Here is a 17,077-nt window from a genome sequence, read left to right on the forward strand (position 1 = left end):
CCGCCGATGTCGAAGTCCCCACCCTCGGCGGTCGTGCGCTCGCGCGTGACCCCGTACCTGTTCATCCTGCCGGCGTTCCTGGTCTACGCCGCGTTCTCGCTGTACCCGCTGCTGCGCGCGGCGCAGTTCTCCCTCTACGAATGGCCCGGCTTCGGGCCCTCGACCTTCGTGGGCCTGCAGAACTACACCGACCTCATCGGGGACGAGAACTTCCGGGCGGCGATCGGCAATGCTCTGGTGCTGATCCTGTTCTACGCGGCGTTGCCGGTCGTGATCGGACTGGTCCTCGCGGCCATCTTCCGCCGCGGGCAGGTGCGGGGGATGGGCTTCTTCCGCTCGGTGATCTTCCTGCCGCAGGTCATCGCGCTGGTCGTGGTCGCCGTGGCGTGGAGGAACATCTATGCCCCGAACGGCCCGCTGAACCAGGCGCTGCGCGCGGTGGGGCTGGACGAGCTGGCCCGTGGCTGGCTGGGCGACCCCGGGGCGGCGCTGCCGGCGGTCGGGTTCATCGGGACCTGGCTCGAGATGGGGCTGGTGATGCTGCTCCTGCTGGCGGGGATGAGCCGCATCCCGGACGATCTCTTCGAGGCGGCCCGACTGGACGGCGCCGGCCCGGTGCGCGAGTTCTTCGCGATCACGCTGCCGTCGGTGCGCGGCGAGATCGTGGTGGCGCTGGTGCTCACGATCATCGCGGCCCTGAAGACCTTCGACCTCGTCTACATGACCACCTCCGGCGGGCCCGGCAACGCCACCACGGTGCCCAGCTACGAGGTGTACCACCGCGCGTTCCAGCTGCGTGAGGTGGGGTCCGCGAGCGCCGTCGCCATCGTGCTGACCGTGCTCGTCTTCGCGATCAACGTACTGGTCACCCGGATCGGGGAGCGGTCGCGATGAGAGTCTCCACCGCCGAGCGGACGATGAACTACGTCGTGCTGGGGCTGTTCGCCCTCTTCGCCCTCGCCCCGATCCTCACCATCCTCGCCACGGCCGTGTCTTCGCAGATCGGCCAGGCGCCCGGGCTCCACCTGGGCAACTTCCTCGAGGCCTGGGACGTGGGCGGTTTCGGCAGTTCCCTGGGCAACTCCCTCGTCGTCGCGGCGATCGTCGTGACCTCCGCGGTGACCCTGTCCGTCCTGTCGGGATACGCCTTCGGCACCATGCGGTTCCGCGGAGCGACGGTGCTGTTCTACGTGTTCCTGCTCGGGCTGATGATCCCGACCGAGGCCACGGTCATCCCCCTGTTCTTCGACCTGCGCTCCCTGGGGCTGACCGATACCTACGCGGCGATCGCCCTGCCCCAGATCGCGCAGTCCGTCGCCTTCGGGACCTTCTGGCTGCGTGCCCAGTTCCGGACCATGCCGGTGAGCCTGCTGGAGGCGGCCGCGCTCGACGGGGCGGGCCCGGTGCGCACGCTGCGCAGCGTGGTCGTTCCCGCTTCCGTCCCGGCCCTGACCACGCTGGTGGTCCTGGTGTTCATGTGGACCTGGAACGAGTTCCTCATCGCCCTGGTGATGACCCCCGGCGGCGGCCTGCGCACCGCCCCGTTGGGCCTGGCGAACTTCCAGGGCCAGTACACCGCCGAGATCGCGCTGCTCTCCGCCGGCGCCGTCATCGTCGCCCTCCCGATGGTGATCATGTTCCTGTTCCTGCAACGACACTTCATCCGCGGAATGCTCGAAGGAGCCGTCAAATGATGACCCCAGACCGCCCCACCCCCGACCACCCGACCCCGAACCACCTGTCTCCTGACCCTGCCGCAGGCACTGCCGCTGGCTCGGCATCGCAGGACGTCCCGCCACCGAGCGAGCGGACGGCGCCGACCCACGATCCGCACCTCACCCCCGAAGCCCGGGCCGCTCTGGACGGTGCGGCGGGCTGGGACCCGCTGGTCGGGTCACGGCGGGACGACGATCCGCCCCTGGACGTGCTGCTGTCCGGAACGGTGTTCTTCGACATCGTGTTCACGGGCCTGGACCGACTGCCGAACCCCGGCGAGGAGCTGTGGAGCAAGGGCATGGGCTCCAGCCCCGGCGGTATCGCGAACCTCGCCGTCGCCGCCTCACGGCTGGGCCTGCGCACCGGGCTCGTCGCCGGGTTCGGGGACGACGCCTACGCCGACTGGATGTGGCACACCATGGCGCACGAGGAGGGCATCGACCTCTCCGCCTCGCGCCGATTCCGCGACTTCCACTCCTCGCTGACCGCCTCGGTCGCCACCCAGGGGGACCGGGCGATGGTCACGCACGGCCACGAGCTGCCCGAGCCGCTGTCGGCCCTGATCGCGACGGCTCCGGCGGCGCGCGCCGCCGTCGTCGACCTGGCGGGGGAGACCACCTGGTGGGCGGACCTCGCCCGCCGCGGCTCCTTGATCTTCGCCGACATCGGGTACGACGGGACCGACCGCTGGGACCCCGCGGATCTGGCCCCGCTGGCCCACTGCCACGCCTTCACCCCCAACGCGGTGGAGGCGATGAAGTACACGCGCACCGACAGCCCGGACCGCGCCGTGCGAGCGCTCGCCGAGAGGGTGCCGCTCGCGGTGGTCACCGACGGCGCCTCCGGGTCCTACGCGATCGATGCCTCCACCGGGGAGGAGGCCTACTGCCCGGCCGTCCCCGTCACCCCCACGGACACCACCGGCGCCGGTGACGTGTTCGCCGCAGCCATGGTGCTGGGGACGCTGGCGGACTGGCCCCTGGCCGAACGGCTCAAGTTCGGCTCGCTGTGCTCGGCGCTCGCCGTCCAGCAGTTCGGCGGTTCCTTGGCAGCCCCCGGCTGGGGCGACATCACCGACTGGTGGCGCCACCTCAGCGACGCGGCCGACGGCGGGGACCTGCGCGCCGCCTACACCCGCGACGGGTACTGCTTCCTCGAGGAGGTCGTCCCTGATCACCCGGTCCAAGGTCGCCGCCGCGCCCAGGGCACCTTCGCCCTGCGCTCGGACGCCGGAAAGCACTGACCCGGCCACCACCGCCGCCGGGGCCGTGCGATGGTGCGCGGCTGCGGCAGCAGCCCTGACCCCCTCCTCGACGACCCCCAGAGCTCGCGCCGCACTGCCGCGGCGCCCTGCGAGAGACGAGTCCCCCATGTCCATGTCGCACTCCGACACCACATCGCACTCCGACACCACCACGAACCCCGCCCCCACCCGTGAGCGCCCCGACCACCTGACCCGGCGGCGCCTGCTGCAGGGATCGGCGGTGCTGGGCCTGGCCGCGGGTGCGACCGTCCTGGACATCCCCGCCCTGCCCCCGATGGAACAGGCCCTCGCCGACGGCACCGTCGACCTCGACATCCTGTACATCGGCGCCCACCCCGACGACGAGGCCTGGACCCTCGCCGCCTTCGGCCAGTGGAACGAATTCGAGGACCAGCTCGCCGGAGTCATCACCCTGACCCGCGGAGAGGGCGGCGGCAACGCCGTCGGCCTGCAGGAGGGGCCCGCCCTCGGACTCATCCGGGAGACCGAGGAGCGCGCCGCCGTCGGCTATGCGGGGATCGAGCACGTCTTCAACCTCGACGCCGTCGACTTCTACTACACCCTCTCCGCGCCGCTGACCTACGACGTCTGGGGCGGGGCCGAAGCCCTCAGCCGCGTGATCCGCGTGGTGCGGGCAACCCGTCCCGAGGTCATCGTCACCATGAACCCCTCGGCCGTCGAGGGGAACCACGGAAACCATCAGCAGGCGGCGATGTTCGCGGTCGAGGCGTACCTGCTGGCAGGCCGAGACGACGTCTTTCCCGAGCACTTCGACGAGGGCCTGCGCCCGTTCGCCCCGAGCCGGATCCTGCGCTCGGGGTCCAACGGCACCTCGGGCACCGGGCCCGACGCCGTCGCCGAGGGTTATGAACCCGCTGTGGCCAGCGATGTCGTCTTCGGGGCCTGGAACGGCACCGAGTCCGAGCTGCACGAGAAGAGGTGGAGCGCGGTGCGCGACGACGCGGTCCACACCTATCGCACCCAGGGCTGGCACGTGATCCCGCCCTCGCCCACCGACCCGGCGCAGATCCCCGCCACCTGGTTCACGCTCATCGACTCGCGCACCCCGCTGGCGGACCCCACCAGCTCCGACACCGCCGCTCTGGCCGGGGCGACCCTGCCTCTCGAGGGCGGCCTGCCGTTGGGCACGCGACTCGCGCTCGACTCCGACCGCTTCGCCCTTCTCCCCGGCGGAGACGTCGAGGTGACGGTGCGCGTGGGCGCACCCGGCCAGGCCTTGCCCGGCGTGCAGGTCGAGCTCGAGGCACCGCAGGGCTGGAGCGTCGGCCGCCTGCAGGGAATCGGCACCATCCCGGCGAAGCAGGAGCGCACCGCGACCTTCACCGTGACGGTCCCGGCCGACGCCGCCACCGGCGAACACGTGCTGCTGCGCGCGAAGGTCACCTCGCGCCAGGGCAGCGGTGAGAACGTGCTGCCGCTGCGCACCGCCGGCCCCGTCGAGTCGGGCCTCGCCGAGCGGCCGGAGATCGCAGCCTTCCTGGACTGGACCGCGGAGCTCGGCATGCAGCGGCTCGACGCCCTGGTCCCGACCCGGCGCTCCCTGGGCTCCGGCCGCGCCGAGATCTTCGAGGTCACCGCTCGCAATCACGCGGAGCAGGAGCAGGACGCCGAGGTGGTGCTGGAGCTGGCCGAGGGGATCACGGCCGATCCGCCGGAACTGCTGTTCGAGGCCGTGCCCGCCGGCGGCACCGCCTCCGCCGAGGTGAGGATCGAGAACACCGATCCCACCCTGCCCACCGCCAATCGCGCGCCGGACGGCGGGATCTACCCGCTCACGGCCACCACCACGGCCGACGGCACCGCCGCGACGATCACCCAGGGCCTGCACCTGGTGCCGCGACTGGTCGCCGCACGCACCGAGGGAGTCGAGGTCGACGCCGAGCGCGGGGCGGGCGAGTACCCCGGCGATGCTCTCGACATCGGCACCCTCTGGGAAGGTGACGACGTGAGCCCCGAGGATGCCTCCGGCTCCACCTGGGTCACCTACGACGACGACAACCTGTACGTGTTCGTGCAGGTCATCGACGATGTGCTCGGCGCCCTGCTGCCTCCGGAGGACAACAAGCAGCGCTTCCGCACCGACTCGATCGAGATCATGATCGACCCCCGCGGCACCTCGGACCACACCGCGAGCACCTTCATCCTCGGCGTCCTGCCCGGCACGGCGGTCGACGGCGGCATCGGCGGTCCGGTGGCCGGGCGCGACCACGACAACCGGCAGGGCCCGATCGCGCAGACGGCTCCCAGCGTGCAGATCGACGCGAGCATCTCCGACCCGTACGCGGGATACGTCGTGGAGGCGAAGATCCCCTTCGCCGAACTGCCCGACGGCCTCGACCCGGCGAGCATCGGCTTCAACGTCGTCGTCTACGACTCGGACACCCAGGACCGCACCGGGCAGTCCCGTATCGGCTGGTCCACGTTCCCCGGGGTCCAGGCGGACCCGTACCGGTGGGGAGTCCTCGAACTGCCCGACGTGCCCGGCGGCGACTCGGCCCCGGTCACGCCGCAGATCCCGGACTCTGCCGCCCGCTCCGTGGAATCGCCGGCCTCGATCCTCCAGGCGGCCGGCGACGACACCGGCCTCGGCGGCGCCCCGCTCCTCGGTGCGCGGGCGCTGAGACTGGACAGGGTCTCGCGCACCGACGCCGGAGTGTCAGCGCGAGTGCGCATCGCCGAAGCGGGCACCCTGCGCGTCTACCTGTGGGACGGCAGCACCCTTCTCGGGTCGCTGGATGCCCGGGAGGTCGGCAGCGGGCACGAATCGCTGGAGGTGCCCGTGACCGGCGAGGTCGGGCCGGATGCCTCCGTGCACCTGGCCGTCTCCCTCGAGAACGACGAGGGCACCGCCGCCGCGGCCGCCGTCGTGGAGTGAGTGGGGCCGTGGAGTGACGGCCGCCGACTCCGGGTAGAGGACGCCGACCGGCATGGGGACAACTCCCCGGGGACTTCTCCCCGGGGAGTCTGACCGGGGAGTTCACCCCATCGCGCTCCCGCCGGGATGCTCCTAGATTTCAGGTACTGGGTGCGGGCCTCACAAGGGGACGCGAGGACAGGGCACGGGATCGACCTGCTGCGTCGGTCGACCAGGGCGGTGGGGGCCGTCTGGTCGGCGCGGAACGTGGCATCACCGGTCCCGTGTCGGTCCTCCGGCATCGGGGGAGGGCAGGCGATCGTCCGTGAGGGGCGGGCAACGATCGTCGGGTCCGTGGCCAGTGGGAGCGGGATCCGGGCCGAGCGCCCGGACTCCCGTTCCCGAAGCCTGCTGCAGCCTGCGACGCGCGGGACGCCGGCACGGCTGCACGACGTGCGTCAGGTCCGGTCGGAGCGAGATGCCGTGCTCCCTGCGATGACGTCCGGTGCTCCGACTTTGGTCAGACGGCCCGGTCCATTCGATCGATGTGCGGCATGGGGCGGCCTTCCTAGCGTCGACCCCATGCCCGGAGATCCTCAGCTCGTCCGCAAGTCCGCCTCGCCGACGCCGGATGCGGAACGCCTGTTGGCTCCGGATCTGGCGCGAGGAGTGATGCTGCTGCTCATCGCGCTCGCCCACTCTCGGATGCTGCACGCGGGGGGCAGCGACCTCACCGCTCCCGCCGGTGGTGGACCGATCGACGTCGCCATCCAGTGGGTGCTGACGTCGACGGTCGACGCTCGGTCGGCGCCGCTGTTCGGCCTTCTCTTCGGGTACGGCCTCGTGCAGTTGACTCGGCGCCACTCGGGCCCCGACGGGGACTCGGCGCGGGCACGGCGGTTGATCCGCCGGCGCGGGGCCTGGTTGGTCGTGTTCGGTGCCGTGCACGTCGTCCTGCTCTACAGCGGCGACATCATCGGTTCCTACGGCCTGTTCGCCGTGGTTCTCGCCGGTGCCGTGTCCTGGTCCGGTCGTCGTCTCTGGGTAGTGGGCGTGGCTGCCCTGGCGATCAGCGCAGCCGCCTACAGCGTGCTCCAGATGATGGCAGGGGCCGGCGACGCATCGGCGGCGGTCGGATCGAACCTCCTCGAGAGCGCGCTGCTGCGGGCCACGGCGCTCCCGGTGCTGCCGATCGCCGCGCTGACCGTGGCGCCCGCGGCCCTGATCGGGATCTGGGCCGGCCGAATGCGACTGCTGGAACAGCCCGACCGCTACGGTCCGCTGCTGCGCCGTGCCGTGCTGATCGGGTTCCCGGTGTCGGTACTGGGGGCGCAGCCGGTTGCTCTGCAGGCCGCGGGAGTGTGGACGCCGGGAACGTCCGGTGTCGGGGTCATCGCCTTGGTGGTGTTCAGCGTGACCGGCATCGCGGGCGGGATCGCCTTCGCGGCGGCCATCGCCCTCGTCGCAACCCGGATCGGCGACCGTCGTGGCCGGGTGACATCCGCGCTGGTGGCCTGCGGTCGACGGTCGATGACCTTCTACATCGCCCAATCGCCGGTGTGGCTGGTGGCCACCGAACCGTCGCTGCTCGATCTGGGCGGCCGCCTGAGCGTCCTCACGGCCGTCGGGGTCGCCATCGGCACATGGGTGGCCACCGTCGTCATCGCCGACGCCCTGCAGCGCGCGGGGCGGCGTGGCCCGGCTGAAGCGCTCCTGCGACACCTGACCTATCGCAGCCGGTCGCGGCGTCCCGAACCCGCGTAGCCGGCGCAGGTGGACGTCGGGTCGATGGTCAGCCTCGCTGGGGCGTGCGCACGATGACGACGGGTCGAGCGGACCCGAGCATGTCACCGCATCGGGCGTTCTGCACCTGCACGACCTCCTGGGGATGCGAGATTCAGCTCCTCGGCGAAGTGGCACGCCGCTTGGGTGCCGTCATCCAGCGTCCGAAGTTCGGGCTCTTCGCGACGACAGATCTCCTCGGCGAACGGGCAGCGCGGATTGAAGCTGCATCCCGCTGGTGGATCGGACGGGTCCGCCACTTCGCCCCGAAGCGGCTCCTGGGTCAGCAGATTGCGCCGCGTCGGATCCGGCTCGGGGACGGAGTCCAGCAGGGCTCGGGTATAGGGGTGGCGAGGGCGGGAATACACGGTGCCCGTCTGTCCGATCTCCACGATCTTTCCGACGTACATCACCGCGACGCGATCACACATGTACCTCACGACGGCCAGGTCGTGAGAGATGAACAGGTAGGTCAGTCCGTGGTCCGCCTGCAGGTCCACGAGCAGTTCCAGGATCTGCGCTCGCACCGAGACATCCAGTGCGGACACGGCTTCGTCCGCGATCACCAGCCGCGGGTCCAGGCTCAGGGCGCGGGCGATCACGATGCGCTGACGCTCGCCTCCGGAGAATGCGTGGGGGTAGCGGTCCAGATAGTCAGCTCGCAGGCCGACGATCTGCAACAGGTCCACCACCTTCTCGTCGACCTTCCTGCGGTGCGCAGTGCGATTGTTGCGAAGCGGTTCAGCAATGATGTCCCGCACCGTCATCCGTGGATTCAGGGAGGAGAACGGGTCCTGGAAGATCATCCGAAGCTCGCGCCGGTAGGGACGAAGCGCCTTGCCCGGCAACGTCGCCAGGTCGACCTGGTCCCCGTCGGACCGGCGATAGTTCACCTGGCCGCCGGTCGGGGCGTAGGTGCGGATCAGGCTGCGTCCGACGGATGTCTTGCCGCAGCCGCTCTCGCCGACCAGGCCAAGGGTCTCGCCCTCGCTCATGTCGAAGCTGACGCCGTCGACGGCGCGGACCGTGGTGCTGTGGCGGCGGAACATGCCGGAGCGGCGCGTGAAATGCATCCTCAGGTCGCGGACTTCCAGCAGATTCTTCTGGTCCTCGAGTTCACTCATGTGACTCCTCCTGATCCTCCGCCAGCACGCAGCGAACGTCCCGGCGGGGAGCGATCGTCACCGTACGAGGCTCGCGCACGTCGCATTCGCCGGGGCGGACGTGGTCGCATCGTGGGTGGAACGGGCATCCGGGGGGGCGTGCTTGGGGGCCCGGCACCGTGCCTCGGATGGTCACCAGGCGATCGCTGCGGTCCTGCCCGATTCTGGGCACGGCAGCCAGCAGCGCCTGGGTGTACGGGTGCTGCGGGTCGTGAAAGATCTGCTCGACCGGTCCGCTCTCCACCACGGTTCCCAGATACATCACCACGACTTCGTCGGCGATCTGCGCGACCACACCCATGTCGTGGGTGACGAAGAGGACCGACATATCGAGCTCAGCCTGCAGGCTGGCGAGCAGTCGCAGGATCTGCGCCTGTGTCGTGACGTCCAGGGCGGTGGTGGGTTCGTCGGCGATGAGCAGTTTCGGCCGGCATACCAGAGCCATCGCGATCATTGCGCGTTGACGCATGCCGCCGGAGAGCTGGAAGGTGTAGGCATCGAACCTCTCCGCCGGCTTCGGCATGCCCACCTGGTCGAGAGCTTCGATGACGCGTTCCTTGGCCGCAGCCATATCCAGATCGGTATGGATGCGCACTGCCTCCATGATCTGGTTGCCGATCGTGTGCACGGGCGAGAGCGACGTCATCGGCTCCTGGAAGACCATGGAGATCTCGTTGCCGCGGATCCGGCGGATCTCTGATCCTTTCGGGTCCAGGGACGCGAGGTCCACGGGAGCGCTGCCGGTCTCCCCGTGCCAGAGCATCCGCCCGCCCGTGACCTTTCCAGGCTTGTCGACAACCTGGAGGATGGAACGACCTGTGACGCTCTTGCCGCATCCGCTCTCTCCAACAATGCATACAGTCTTGCGCCGCGGGAGCTCGAAGCTGACTCCATCGACCGCGCGGACCGTGCCATGGTCGGTCTCGAACTGAGTACGAAGGTCCTCTACCTTCAGCAGCGGGTCACTCGACTCTGGCATTGCGCGCCTCTCCACGTGAGTGCTCTCCGACCAGATCATCGAGGGAGAGTGCCGCCAGCCGAAGGGAGTCGTAGAGCTTCTCCGTGCCGGTCTCGTACAGGCAGAGCACAGTGCCCTCCTCGGTGATCGCGAGGTCGCTGTAGGCGGCAGGATCGGCGGTGAGGCGCACCCCCGAAGACCAGGACTCACCACCGTCCTGACTGCAACGGACCGTCAGGCTCTCGCGTCGGTCGCTGGCTGGATTGGAGAACAGCAGCACCCCCGAGGCAGTGGACAGCACGCTGCCCTGGCATGCCGGCTCCACCAGGGTCGGATGCCACCGGAGAGCGCCGAAGGATTCGCCCTCATCGTCCGAGTAGGCGTACCCGCGGCATCCTGTGTCGGCATGGTTCCGGACGTTGAAGTACACCTGCCCGTCCCGGAGCTGTGCGAGAGTTGATTCATTGGTTCCGTCCGGGAGCACACCTCCCAGCGCCCATGTCGCGCCGCCATCGTCGCTGTAGATCACGTGGGAGCGGAAGGGGTCGCGCCAGCGGTCCAAGTGCACCCCGACGGCATGGTCGCACGGGATGATCAGCCGTCCGGAATCCAGCTGCACACCGTGACCGGGTCCGGTGGCGTACCACGTCCAATCCCGGGCCTTGGTGGCGGCCGTGACGTCTTCGGGTTCGCTCCAGGTGAGCCCCTCATCGGTGCTCCGAGTGACCCAGACGGTGCGCTCTGCACGGCCCGCACAGATGTCGGTCTCGTTCCGGTCAGCAGGGTTCCGCGAGAACAGCAGCACGACGGCCCCTGTGCGACGGTCGACGACGGGTGCCGGATTGCCGTTGGTGAAACCGGGTTCGGCGTTCACGACCTGATCCGGCTCCCACGTGCGCCCACCATCGAGACTCCGACGGAGCAGCAGGTCGATCTGCCCGGCATCACCACCGCCGTCACGCCGTCCTTCGCAGAAGGCGAGCACGACGCCGGAGGTGGTGACTGCCAGAGCGGGAATGCGATAGGTGTGGAACTCACCTGTCCCTCGTTCCCACAAGTCGGTGGTGGATCGGATCTGATGGCTCATGAGTAGGTCCTCGCCTGTTGACGGTCAGTTGTACGGGTCGGCGGCATCACGCATGCCATCTCCGACGAAGTTGAGAGCGAGCACGGCCACGATGACGGCCACGCCGGGGAACATCAGCCAGGGCGTGGTGACCAGGCTGCGGACGCTCTGGGCCTCCTGGAGCAGTACGCCCCAGCTGACGACGGGAGCCTGCAGCCCGACGCCGAGGAAGCTCAACGAGGTCTCGGCCAGGATCATCCCGGGAACGGCGAGGGTGAGCGCCGCAATGATGTGGCTGCTGAACGACGGCAGCATGTGCCGCCGCATGATGCGCAGCGTCCTGGCGTTGTCCAGCCGTGCGGATTCGACGAAGTCCTCCTCGCGCAAGGCCAGGAATCTCCCACGGACTACGCGTGCGAGGTCCGTCCACCCGATGATCGAGAGGATGAGTGTGATCGCGAAGTAGCTGGTGATCGGTCCCCACGTCGTGGGAATCGAAGCTGCGAGCACCATCCACAGCGGGAGGCTGGGGATGCTCATGATGAACTCGATGAAGCGTTGGATGAGTGTGTCCGTCGCACCGCCGTAGTAGCCGGACAGGCCCCCGAAGAGAATGCCGAGGATCATCGACGCGGCCACGCCGACGAGTCCGATCGACATGGACACTCGTGTGCCGTGGACGATGCGACTGAACAAGTCCCGGCCGAGGGAATCGGTGCCCAGCAGGAACACCGGCTCCTCCGGATCGACGGGTCCGATGAGGTGCCGGTCCCACGGGATCAACCCCGCCAGCTTGTATTCCTCGCCCTTCACGAACAGGCCCAGTTCACGCACTGACGATTCGTCGACGGACATGGTGCGTCGACGGGACTCCTCGTCCTCCTCCACGGCGTAGCCGTTCGCGAATAATCCGACTCGAAAGCCGTCGCTCGTATCCACCAGGGAGATGACCTGCGGCGGAGCGTTCTGATACCCCTCGAACCTGCTTGCCGTTCCATGAGGTGCCACGAACTCGGCCAGGAGCGCGACAGCGTAGATGAGGATGAGGATGATCGCACTGATCGTCGCCACGCGGTGCCGACGGAATCGGCGCCAGACCAGGTGCCAATACCCGCGTGTTGCCGAGACCGGCTCGTTCGATGCGTGCTCGAGAGCTTCGTCGGCCCCCTGCAGCACCTCACCGGATTGCATGGACGTCATGCGATCACCGCTTTCCGTAGCGAATTCGAGGATCGAGCCGGGCCAGGAGGACGTCGGAGATGAGCGTCCCGACGACGGTGAGGACGCTGAGCAGGAGGAGGAAGCTCCCGGCGAGGTACATGTCCTGGCTCTCCAACGCACGGAGCATCACGGGGCCGGTGGTCGGAAGGTTCAGAACGACCGACACGATGATCTCGCCGGAGATCAGGGAGGGCAGCAACCAGCCGATCGTGGACACGATGGGACTGGCCGCGAGACGGGCCGGGTACTTCATCAGCAGTGATCCCTCGGTCAGACCTTTGGCTCGAGCGGTCGTGACGTAGGGGCGGTGGAGCTCGTCGAGGAGATTCGCTCGAACGATGCGCATCATTCCTGCTGTTCCTGCTGTCCCGATGATGACGATGGGTATCCACAGATTGCTGAGCAGGTCCAGGATTTTCCCCAGGTTCCAGCTGGACTCCGCGAATTCGGGGGAGAAGAGCGCCCCGACCGACTGGCCGAAGTAGCTGTAGGAGATATACATCAGCACGAGGGCGATGAGGAAGTTCGGAACCGCCAGCCCCAGGAATCCGATGAAGGTGAAGGTGTAGTCGGCCGGGGAATAGCGCTTGACGGCCGAGTACATGCCGACCGGGATCGCGACGGCCCACACGAAGGCCATCGAGGTCACGGACAGCAGCACGGTGAAACCGAAACGTTCCTTCAGGACGTCGGCGACGGGGGCGCTGTAGACGAAGGAGTGGCCGAAGTCCCCGTGGATGATGATTCCGGTGATCCAGCGCCAGTACTGCACCCAGATCGGCTCGTCCAAGCCGTACCGATTGCGGAGAGCTTCGAGCTGTGCGCGATCGACGTATTGACCTTCTGCTTCGAGCTTGGCAACGACGGTGTTCAGGTAATCACCGGGAGGAGCCTGGATGACCAGGAAGGTCAGAATCGAGATCGCCAGCAGGGTGGGGACCATGTACAGGAGTCTTCGGGCGATGTAGTGAACCATGATGTCATTCGGCCTGGAAGAACTGCTCCGGGTTGTAGGGCGCGGGATTGGGGTACGGGGTCCCTGACGGCATGCCATCCTCGGGCAGGTTGCGCATGCTGTTCTTGACCACGGCGAACTCACCGGCAGGCGTGGCGACTCCGAACTGGAGGAACTCTTCGGCCGCGATGTCGAGGATCTGTGTGAAGAGCTGTTCCTGCTCTTCGCCGTCGAAGGTGGTCTTCACCTGGTCCCACAGGTCGAACATCGGCCGGACGTTCTCCGGCGGAACCTCTCCGTCTGGGAGGCCCTGGTACCAGCGGGCCCATTGCACGCCGAACCCGGCCGTGGACTCGATGGGGACGTAGTTCCGGGGAACCAGGACAGCTGCGCGCCCTCCGAGACCGCTCTCCAGGATGGCATCGTGCTGGTTGCTCTCCCGGCGTTCGATGATGAGTTCGTGGGAAGCGGTGTTGACTTCCACGTCGATACCCACTGCAGCCCAGTAGTCCGTGAGGAGTTCGGCGAGATCGGTCCAGTTGAACACGTCGGAACGGGTGTCCAGCGTGATGACGATCGGGTTGCCGTCCGGGCCGAGGCGAATGTCGTTCGCGTCCCGTTCCGTGTATCCGGCATCGTCCAGGTGCTGGTTCGCGAGGTCGACGTCGTACTCGAGGAACTGCGTGGCGAGCTGTTCGTGATACAGCGCGGACTCCTCGAGTGGCCCGGCTTGCCACGGCTGCCCTTGCCCGTTGTAGACGAGGTCGATCACCTCTTGCCGGTTGATGGCGTGGGAGAGCCCGATCCGGAAGTCTTTGTTGTTGTAGATCTCCCGCTTGGTCTCGTCCGGATGCGTGAGGTTCAGCTGGATGAGGGCGATGTTCATGGAGTCGTAGGAGTAGTTCATCAACCAGTAGTCGCCCTCCTCCGCGCCCTCCGCGAGCACGGGGTAGTTCTCGCCCGTGGCGATATGGCGATGCTCCAGGTCGACTTCACCGTTGAGGGCGCGCAGGAGTGCGACTTCCGGGTCCTCGACCAGGTTGTACTGCACGTCGTCCAGATACGGCAGCTGTCGGCCCTCGGGATCGACCTTCCAGTAGTAGGGATTGCGCGTGGCGACCGCTTTCGTCCCGGAGTTGCCGGGAGTGGATATCACCCACGGTGTGAGGCGAGGCAGGTCAGGGTTGTACCGCCACTGCGCACGGTCCTCGAACAGGGCCACCCAGTCGGCCTGCCCACTCTCGGCGACCAGCGAGTCCAGGTCCTCGTTGTGGTCGGGGTGGAACTGGGACATGTAGTGCGCGGGATAGTTCACGATCTCCACGCCTTGTCCGAGCTGGGCCATGGAATGCAGGAAGAACGCCGATGTGGTCGGGAACTCGAAGGTGACCGTGTGATCATCGACCTTCTCGACCACCGCTCGCTCGCCGCCGCTGCCGAGCCAGGTGGGCACTCCAGGGGTGAGCGTCTCGTGGGAGAACACTGATTCGTACCAGAACATGATGTCGTCGGCATCGAATGGCTCGCCGTCGGACCAGCGGATGCCGGGGCGAAGAGTGAATGTGTAGAGGGTGCCGTCCTCATTCGCCTCGTACTCGGCGAGGTTGGGCAGGATCTCATCGGTTCCGGTGGCGCCGGTGTACTCCGGGATCCAGCGCACCAGACCCTCGTAACCGATCGCGTTGTAGGCGTTGTTGTCGTCCGGCCCCATGGCATATGTCCGCCAGGTTCCCCCGTAGGTACCCAGCTCATTGACCGGTTCGACGACCAGGGGATCCTTCGGAAGGCGTTCGGAGAGCTCAGGCAGCTCGCCGGCCTCGACCTGCTGCTGCAGCGACGGAGCTTCCAGTGCTCCGTCATCCGCGGCGGGTCCGGATCCGCCCGAGTCCGGATCAGTGCTGAAGAAGGTGCAACCGGACAGTGCTCCTCCGGTTGTTGCGGCCACGGTGCCGTACAGGAGTGACCGTCGCGTTACCTGAAACATCTGGAGACCTCCGCGCTTGAGCCCCAACCCGAAGGGTGTGTGCCGGGGCGACGTCATCGTCGGCGCCTAGCATGACATGGGATGTCCGGAGGTGCAAGAGTTCAGAACGCATAGCAAAAGCCCAGGTCGAGTCCCGCCCGGATGGACCCTTGTCGCGCGAATAGCAGTATGTCATAGTACGTCCCATGACTTGGGACGTGCCCATGGCGGAGAGAACCCGGACGGTCGCATGGTGCGAGAGCACCTGGGCCTGACTGGAGGTACCCGGCAGTGGCCGGAGCTGGTTGTGCCGAGCCGGAGCACTGGCGTCATGGGATCTCCGGCGAGGACGACGTGAAGCACGAAGAAGGAGGATTTTCGATGAGTTCACCCCTGGCTGGTGTCGTGATTCCGGTGTGCACACCGCTGATCGATGATGGGCAATCCGTCGACGAGGAATCGCTCAGGCGGCACCTGACTCGTCTGGCCGATGCAGGCGTCAGCGGGGCTTTCGTGCTCGGCACCTCCGGTGAGTTCGGGTTCCTCACCGATGGGCAGCGCAGGCAGGTGGTCGAGATTGCGGTCGACGAGGTCGGCGGCAGGCTGCCAGTGCTGATCGGCATTTCCGACACGGCGACGGCCCGTGCTGTAGCGCAAGCCGACATGTTGATTCCTCTGGGCGCGGATGCCGTGGTTGCGACGGCCCCCTTCTTCGCTGCCAGCGGGCCGATGGAGATCGCCGAACACTTCCGCGGAATCAGGCGGGCTGTCGGTGAGGTGCCGTTGTTCGCCTACGAGAACCCCGGACGGGTCAATGGTCATTCGATCCCAGCAGATCTTGCCATCGAGCTGGCGGCCGAGGGTGCCGTTCAAGGGGTCAAGGATTCCTCGGGGGACCAGCAGTACCTTGAGGCTCTACTGCGCGGGCGGGAACGACATGGCCTCAGTGCATTGAGCATTCTCTCCGGGTCGGAAGTTGATGCGGACCGGGCGATGCAGGCAGGTGCCGATGGGCTGGTTCCCGGACTGGGCAATGTCGACCCACACGGTTATGTTCGCCTGGTCGAGCTCGTGCAGGAGGGGGATGTGGAGAACGTGCGGCGTGAGCAGGAACGGCTCCGGCGCTTGTTCGGTATTGTCTCGATCGAGACCGGAGTGCCCATGGGGGACAGCTCTCGTGCCCTGGGGGCCTTCAAAGCCGCGATGAAAATGCTCGGAGCGATTGATCACGACCCCTGCGCTCCACCCTCGGTGAGGCTCGATGATGGGGATCGTCAACGCATCAAGCAGATACTCGTCGAGTACGGACCCGAGGCAGGCGCGTGAGAGACCACATGGCAGTACCAGGTGTTGCTCGGGACACGCTCCCGTCGAGGCAGCGCCAGGTGATGGATGCGATCAAGAGCTTCATCCTGGAGCGCGGGCTCGTCGCAGGTGATCCCATGCCGACCGAATCTGAGCTCATGGAACAGTTGGGCATCTCCCGCAATGCGCTGCGCGAGGCGATCAAGGCGCTGCAGGCTCTCGGATTCGTCGAGGTCCGCCACGGCTCGGGAACTTACGTCGGTGCGGTGCCGACTCGAGTGATGCAGGACGGACTCGCCTTCCGTCTGCAGCAGTCGATGCGCGGCAGTATGCGCGAGGTGCGGGGGCTGCTGCAGGTTCGGGAAGCTCTCGAGGTCGGACTGGCTTCCGAGGTGGTCCGGCACTACATCTCGAACAGCACAGATCAGTTGAGGGTGATCGTCGACGCGATGCGGGCGAAGGCGGCCGCAGGAGAGTATTTCCCCGACGAGGACCTTGCATTCCATGAGGCTCTCTATCGCCCGTTGGACAACGAGCTGGTCATGGATCTGCTCTGGGTGTTCTGGACGACCTTTCACGAGATCGATCCGCGCTTGCCGGGTCCGCACTACACGCCGGCTGACGCGTGTGCGTGGCACGAGGGTCTGCTCGAAGCACTCGAGCATGCCGACGTCGATCTCTACCGGTCGCGCATGCGGGGCCATTTCGACGGGGTGAGGATTCGCCTCTTCCGGGCTGAGCCCGTCGATCACGGCGAGGCATGACCCCTGGGGGGCCTCGGCGTCCAGCTCGATGCCGGCCGGCGGGTC

At 67.6% G+C, this 17,077-nt stretch carries 13 protein-coding genes; 7 read left to right on the forward strand and 6 right to left on the reverse strand.

Annotated elements, in window-relative coordinates; all coding sequences use genetic code 11:
* Positions 1-6: 6 nt before the first annotated feature.
* From INT51_RS11880 to INT51_RS11900, 5 genes are all read left to right on the forward strand, one after another.
* On the forward strand, positions 7-894 hold the full coding sequence (locus tag INT51_RS11880; RefSeq protein ID WP_193105522.1) for a carbohydrate ABC transporter permease: 888 nt from the start codon (positions 7-9) through the stop codon (positions 892-894).
* Complete coding sequence (locus INT51_RS11885) at positions 891-1,694, forward strand: carbohydrate ABC transporter permease (RefSeq protein ID WP_193105523.1); 804 nt, start codon at positions 891-893, stop codon at positions 1,692-1,694. Before INT51_RS11880 ends, INT51_RS11885 begins: the two co-directional genes overlap by 4 nt.
* Positions 1,691-2,959, forward strand: coding sequence for a carbohydrate kinase family protein (locus INT51_RS11890; RefSeq protein ID WP_370540803.1), 1,269 nt, complete (start codon positions 1,691-1,693; stop codon positions 2,957-2,959). Before INT51_RS11885 ends, INT51_RS11890 begins: the two co-directional genes overlap by 4 nt.
* 127 nt (positions 2,960-3,086) lie before the next feature.
* The gene (locus INT51_RS11895) at positions 3,087-5,876 is read left to right on the forward strand and encodes a sugar-binding protein (RefSeq protein ID WP_193105524.1); all 2,790 of its coding nucleotides are present in this window, start codon (positions 3,087-3,089) and stop codon (positions 5,874-5,876) included.
* Positions 5,877-6,437: 561 nt separating this feature from the next.
* Positions 6,438-7,619: a DUF418 domain-containing protein gene (locus INT51_RS11900; RefSeq protein ID WP_193105525.1), complete on the forward strand. Its 1,182-nt coding sequence runs from the start codon at positions 6,438-6,440 to the stop codon at positions 7,617-7,619.
* Between the two features lie 83 nt (positions 7,620-7,702).
* Here INT51_RS11900 and INT51_RS11905 read toward each other — a convergent pair whose 3' ends face one another.
* From INT51_RS11905 to INT51_RS11930, 6 genes are read right to left on the reverse strand one after another with little or no spacing between them, the layout of a single operon-like run.
* Positions 7,703-8,761, reverse strand: coding sequence for an ABC transporter ATP-binding protein (locus INT51_RS11905; RefSeq protein ID WP_193105526.1), 1,059 nt, complete (start codon positions 8,759-8,761; stop codon positions 7,703-7,705).
* The gene (locus tag INT51_RS11910; RefSeq protein ID WP_226832280.1) at positions 8,754-9,779 is read right to left on the reverse strand and encodes an ABC transporter ATP-binding protein; all 1,026 of its coding nucleotides are present in this window, start codon (positions 9,777-9,779) and stop codon (positions 8,754-8,756) included. Before INT51_RS11910 ends, INT51_RS11905 begins: the two co-directional genes overlap by 8 nt.
* Positions 9,763-10,845, reverse strand: coding sequence for an exo-alpha-sialidase (locus tag INT51_RS11915; protein ID WP_193105528.1), 1,083 nt, complete (start codon positions 10,843-10,845; stop codon positions 9,763-9,765). Before INT51_RS11915 ends, INT51_RS11910 begins: the two co-directional genes overlap by 17 nt.
* A gap of 24 nt (positions 10,846-10,869) precedes the next feature.
* Positions 10,870-12,024 (reverse strand): ABC transporter permease, encoded by a 1,155-nt coding sequence (locus INT51_RS11920; protein ID WP_193105529.1) that lies wholly within the window; start codon positions 12,022-12,024, stop codon positions 10,870-10,872.
* A 4-nt stretch (positions 12,025-12,028) separates the two neighbouring features.
* The gene (locus INT51_RS11925; protein WP_193105530.1) at positions 12,029-13,021 is read right to left on the reverse strand and encodes an ABC transporter permease; all 993 of its coding nucleotides are present in this window, start codon (positions 13,019-13,021) and stop codon (positions 12,029-12,031) included.
* A 4-nt stretch (positions 13,022-13,025) separates the two neighbouring features.
* The gene (locus tag INT51_RS11930; protein WP_193105531.1) at positions 13,026-14,945 is read right to left on the reverse strand and encodes an ABC transporter substrate-binding protein; all 1,920 of its coding nucleotides are present in this window, start codon (positions 14,943-14,945) and stop codon (positions 13,026-13,028) included.
* Between the two features lie 399 nt (positions 14,946-15,344).
* Here INT51_RS11930 and INT51_RS11935 point away from each other — a divergent pair, with 399 nt between their 5' ends.
* Positions 15,345-16,289 (forward strand): dihydrodipicolinate synthase family protein, encoded by a 945-nt coding sequence (locus tag INT51_RS11935; protein WP_193105532.1) that lies wholly within the window; start codon positions 15,345-15,347, stop codon positions 16,287-16,289.
* Between the two features lie 8 nt (positions 16,290-16,297).
* Positions 16,298-17,032 (forward strand): FadR/GntR family transcriptional regulator, encoded by a 735-nt coding sequence (locus INT51_RS11940; RefSeq protein WP_193105533.1) that lies wholly within the window; start codon positions 16,298-16,300, stop codon positions 17,030-17,032.
* The last annotated feature ends 45 nt before the right edge of the window (positions 17,033-17,077 follow it).

The sequence above is a fragment of the Brachybacterium sp. FME24 genome (genome assembly GCF_014897705.1).
GTDB lineage: Bacteria > Actinomycetota > Actinomycetes > Actinomycetales > Dermabacteraceae > Brachybacterium.

Bases quoted from the DNA above. Each gene is read 5' to 3' on its own strand.
- INT51_RS11910 (WP_226832280.1), bottom strand. From the start codon at position 9,779: ATGCCAGAGTCGAGTGACCCGCTGCTGAAGGTAGAGGACCTTCGTACT.
- INT51_RS11940 (WP_193105533.1), top strand. From the start codon at position 16,298: ATGGCAGTACCAGGTGTTGCTCGGGACACGCTCCCGTCGAGGCAGCGC.
- INT51_RS11895 (WP_193105524.1), top strand. From the start codon at position 3,087: ATGTCCATGTCGCACTCCGACACCACATCGCACTCCGACACCACCACG.
- INT51_RS11890 (WP_370540803.1), top strand. From the start codon at position 1,691: ATGATGACCCCAGACCGCCCCACCCCCGACCACCCGACCCCGAACCAC.
- INT51_RS11905 (WP_193105526.1), bottom strand. From the start codon at position 8,761: ATGAGTGAACTCGAGGACCAGAAGAATCTGCTGGAAGTCCGCGACCTG.
- INT51_RS11925 (WP_193105530.1), bottom strand. From the start codon at position 13,021: ATGGTTCACTACATCGCCCGAAGACTCCTGTACATGGTCCCCACCCTG.
- INT51_RS11900 (WP_193105525.1), top strand. From the start codon at position 6,438: ATGCCCGGAGATCCTCAGCTCGTCCGCAAGTCCGCCTCGCCGACGCCG.
- INT51_RS11915 (WP_193105528.1), bottom strand. From the start codon at position 10,845: ATGAGCCATCAGATCCGATCCACCACCGACTTGTGGGAACGAGGGACA.
- INT51_RS11920 (WP_193105529.1), bottom strand. From the start codon at position 12,024: ATGACGTCCATGCAATCCGGTGAGGTGCTGCAGGGGGCCGACGAAGCT.
- INT51_RS11935 (WP_193105532.1), top strand. From the start codon at position 15,345: ATGAGTTCACCCCTGGCTGGTGTCGTGATTCCGGTGTGCACACCGCTG.
- INT51_RS11880 (WP_193105522.1), top strand. From the start codon at position 7: ATGTCGAAGTCCCCACCCTCGGCGGTCGTGCGCTCGCGCGTGACCCCG.
- INT51_RS11885 (WP_193105523.1), top strand. From the start codon at position 891: ATGAGAGTCTCCACCGCCGAGCGGACGATGAACTACGTCGTGCTGGGG.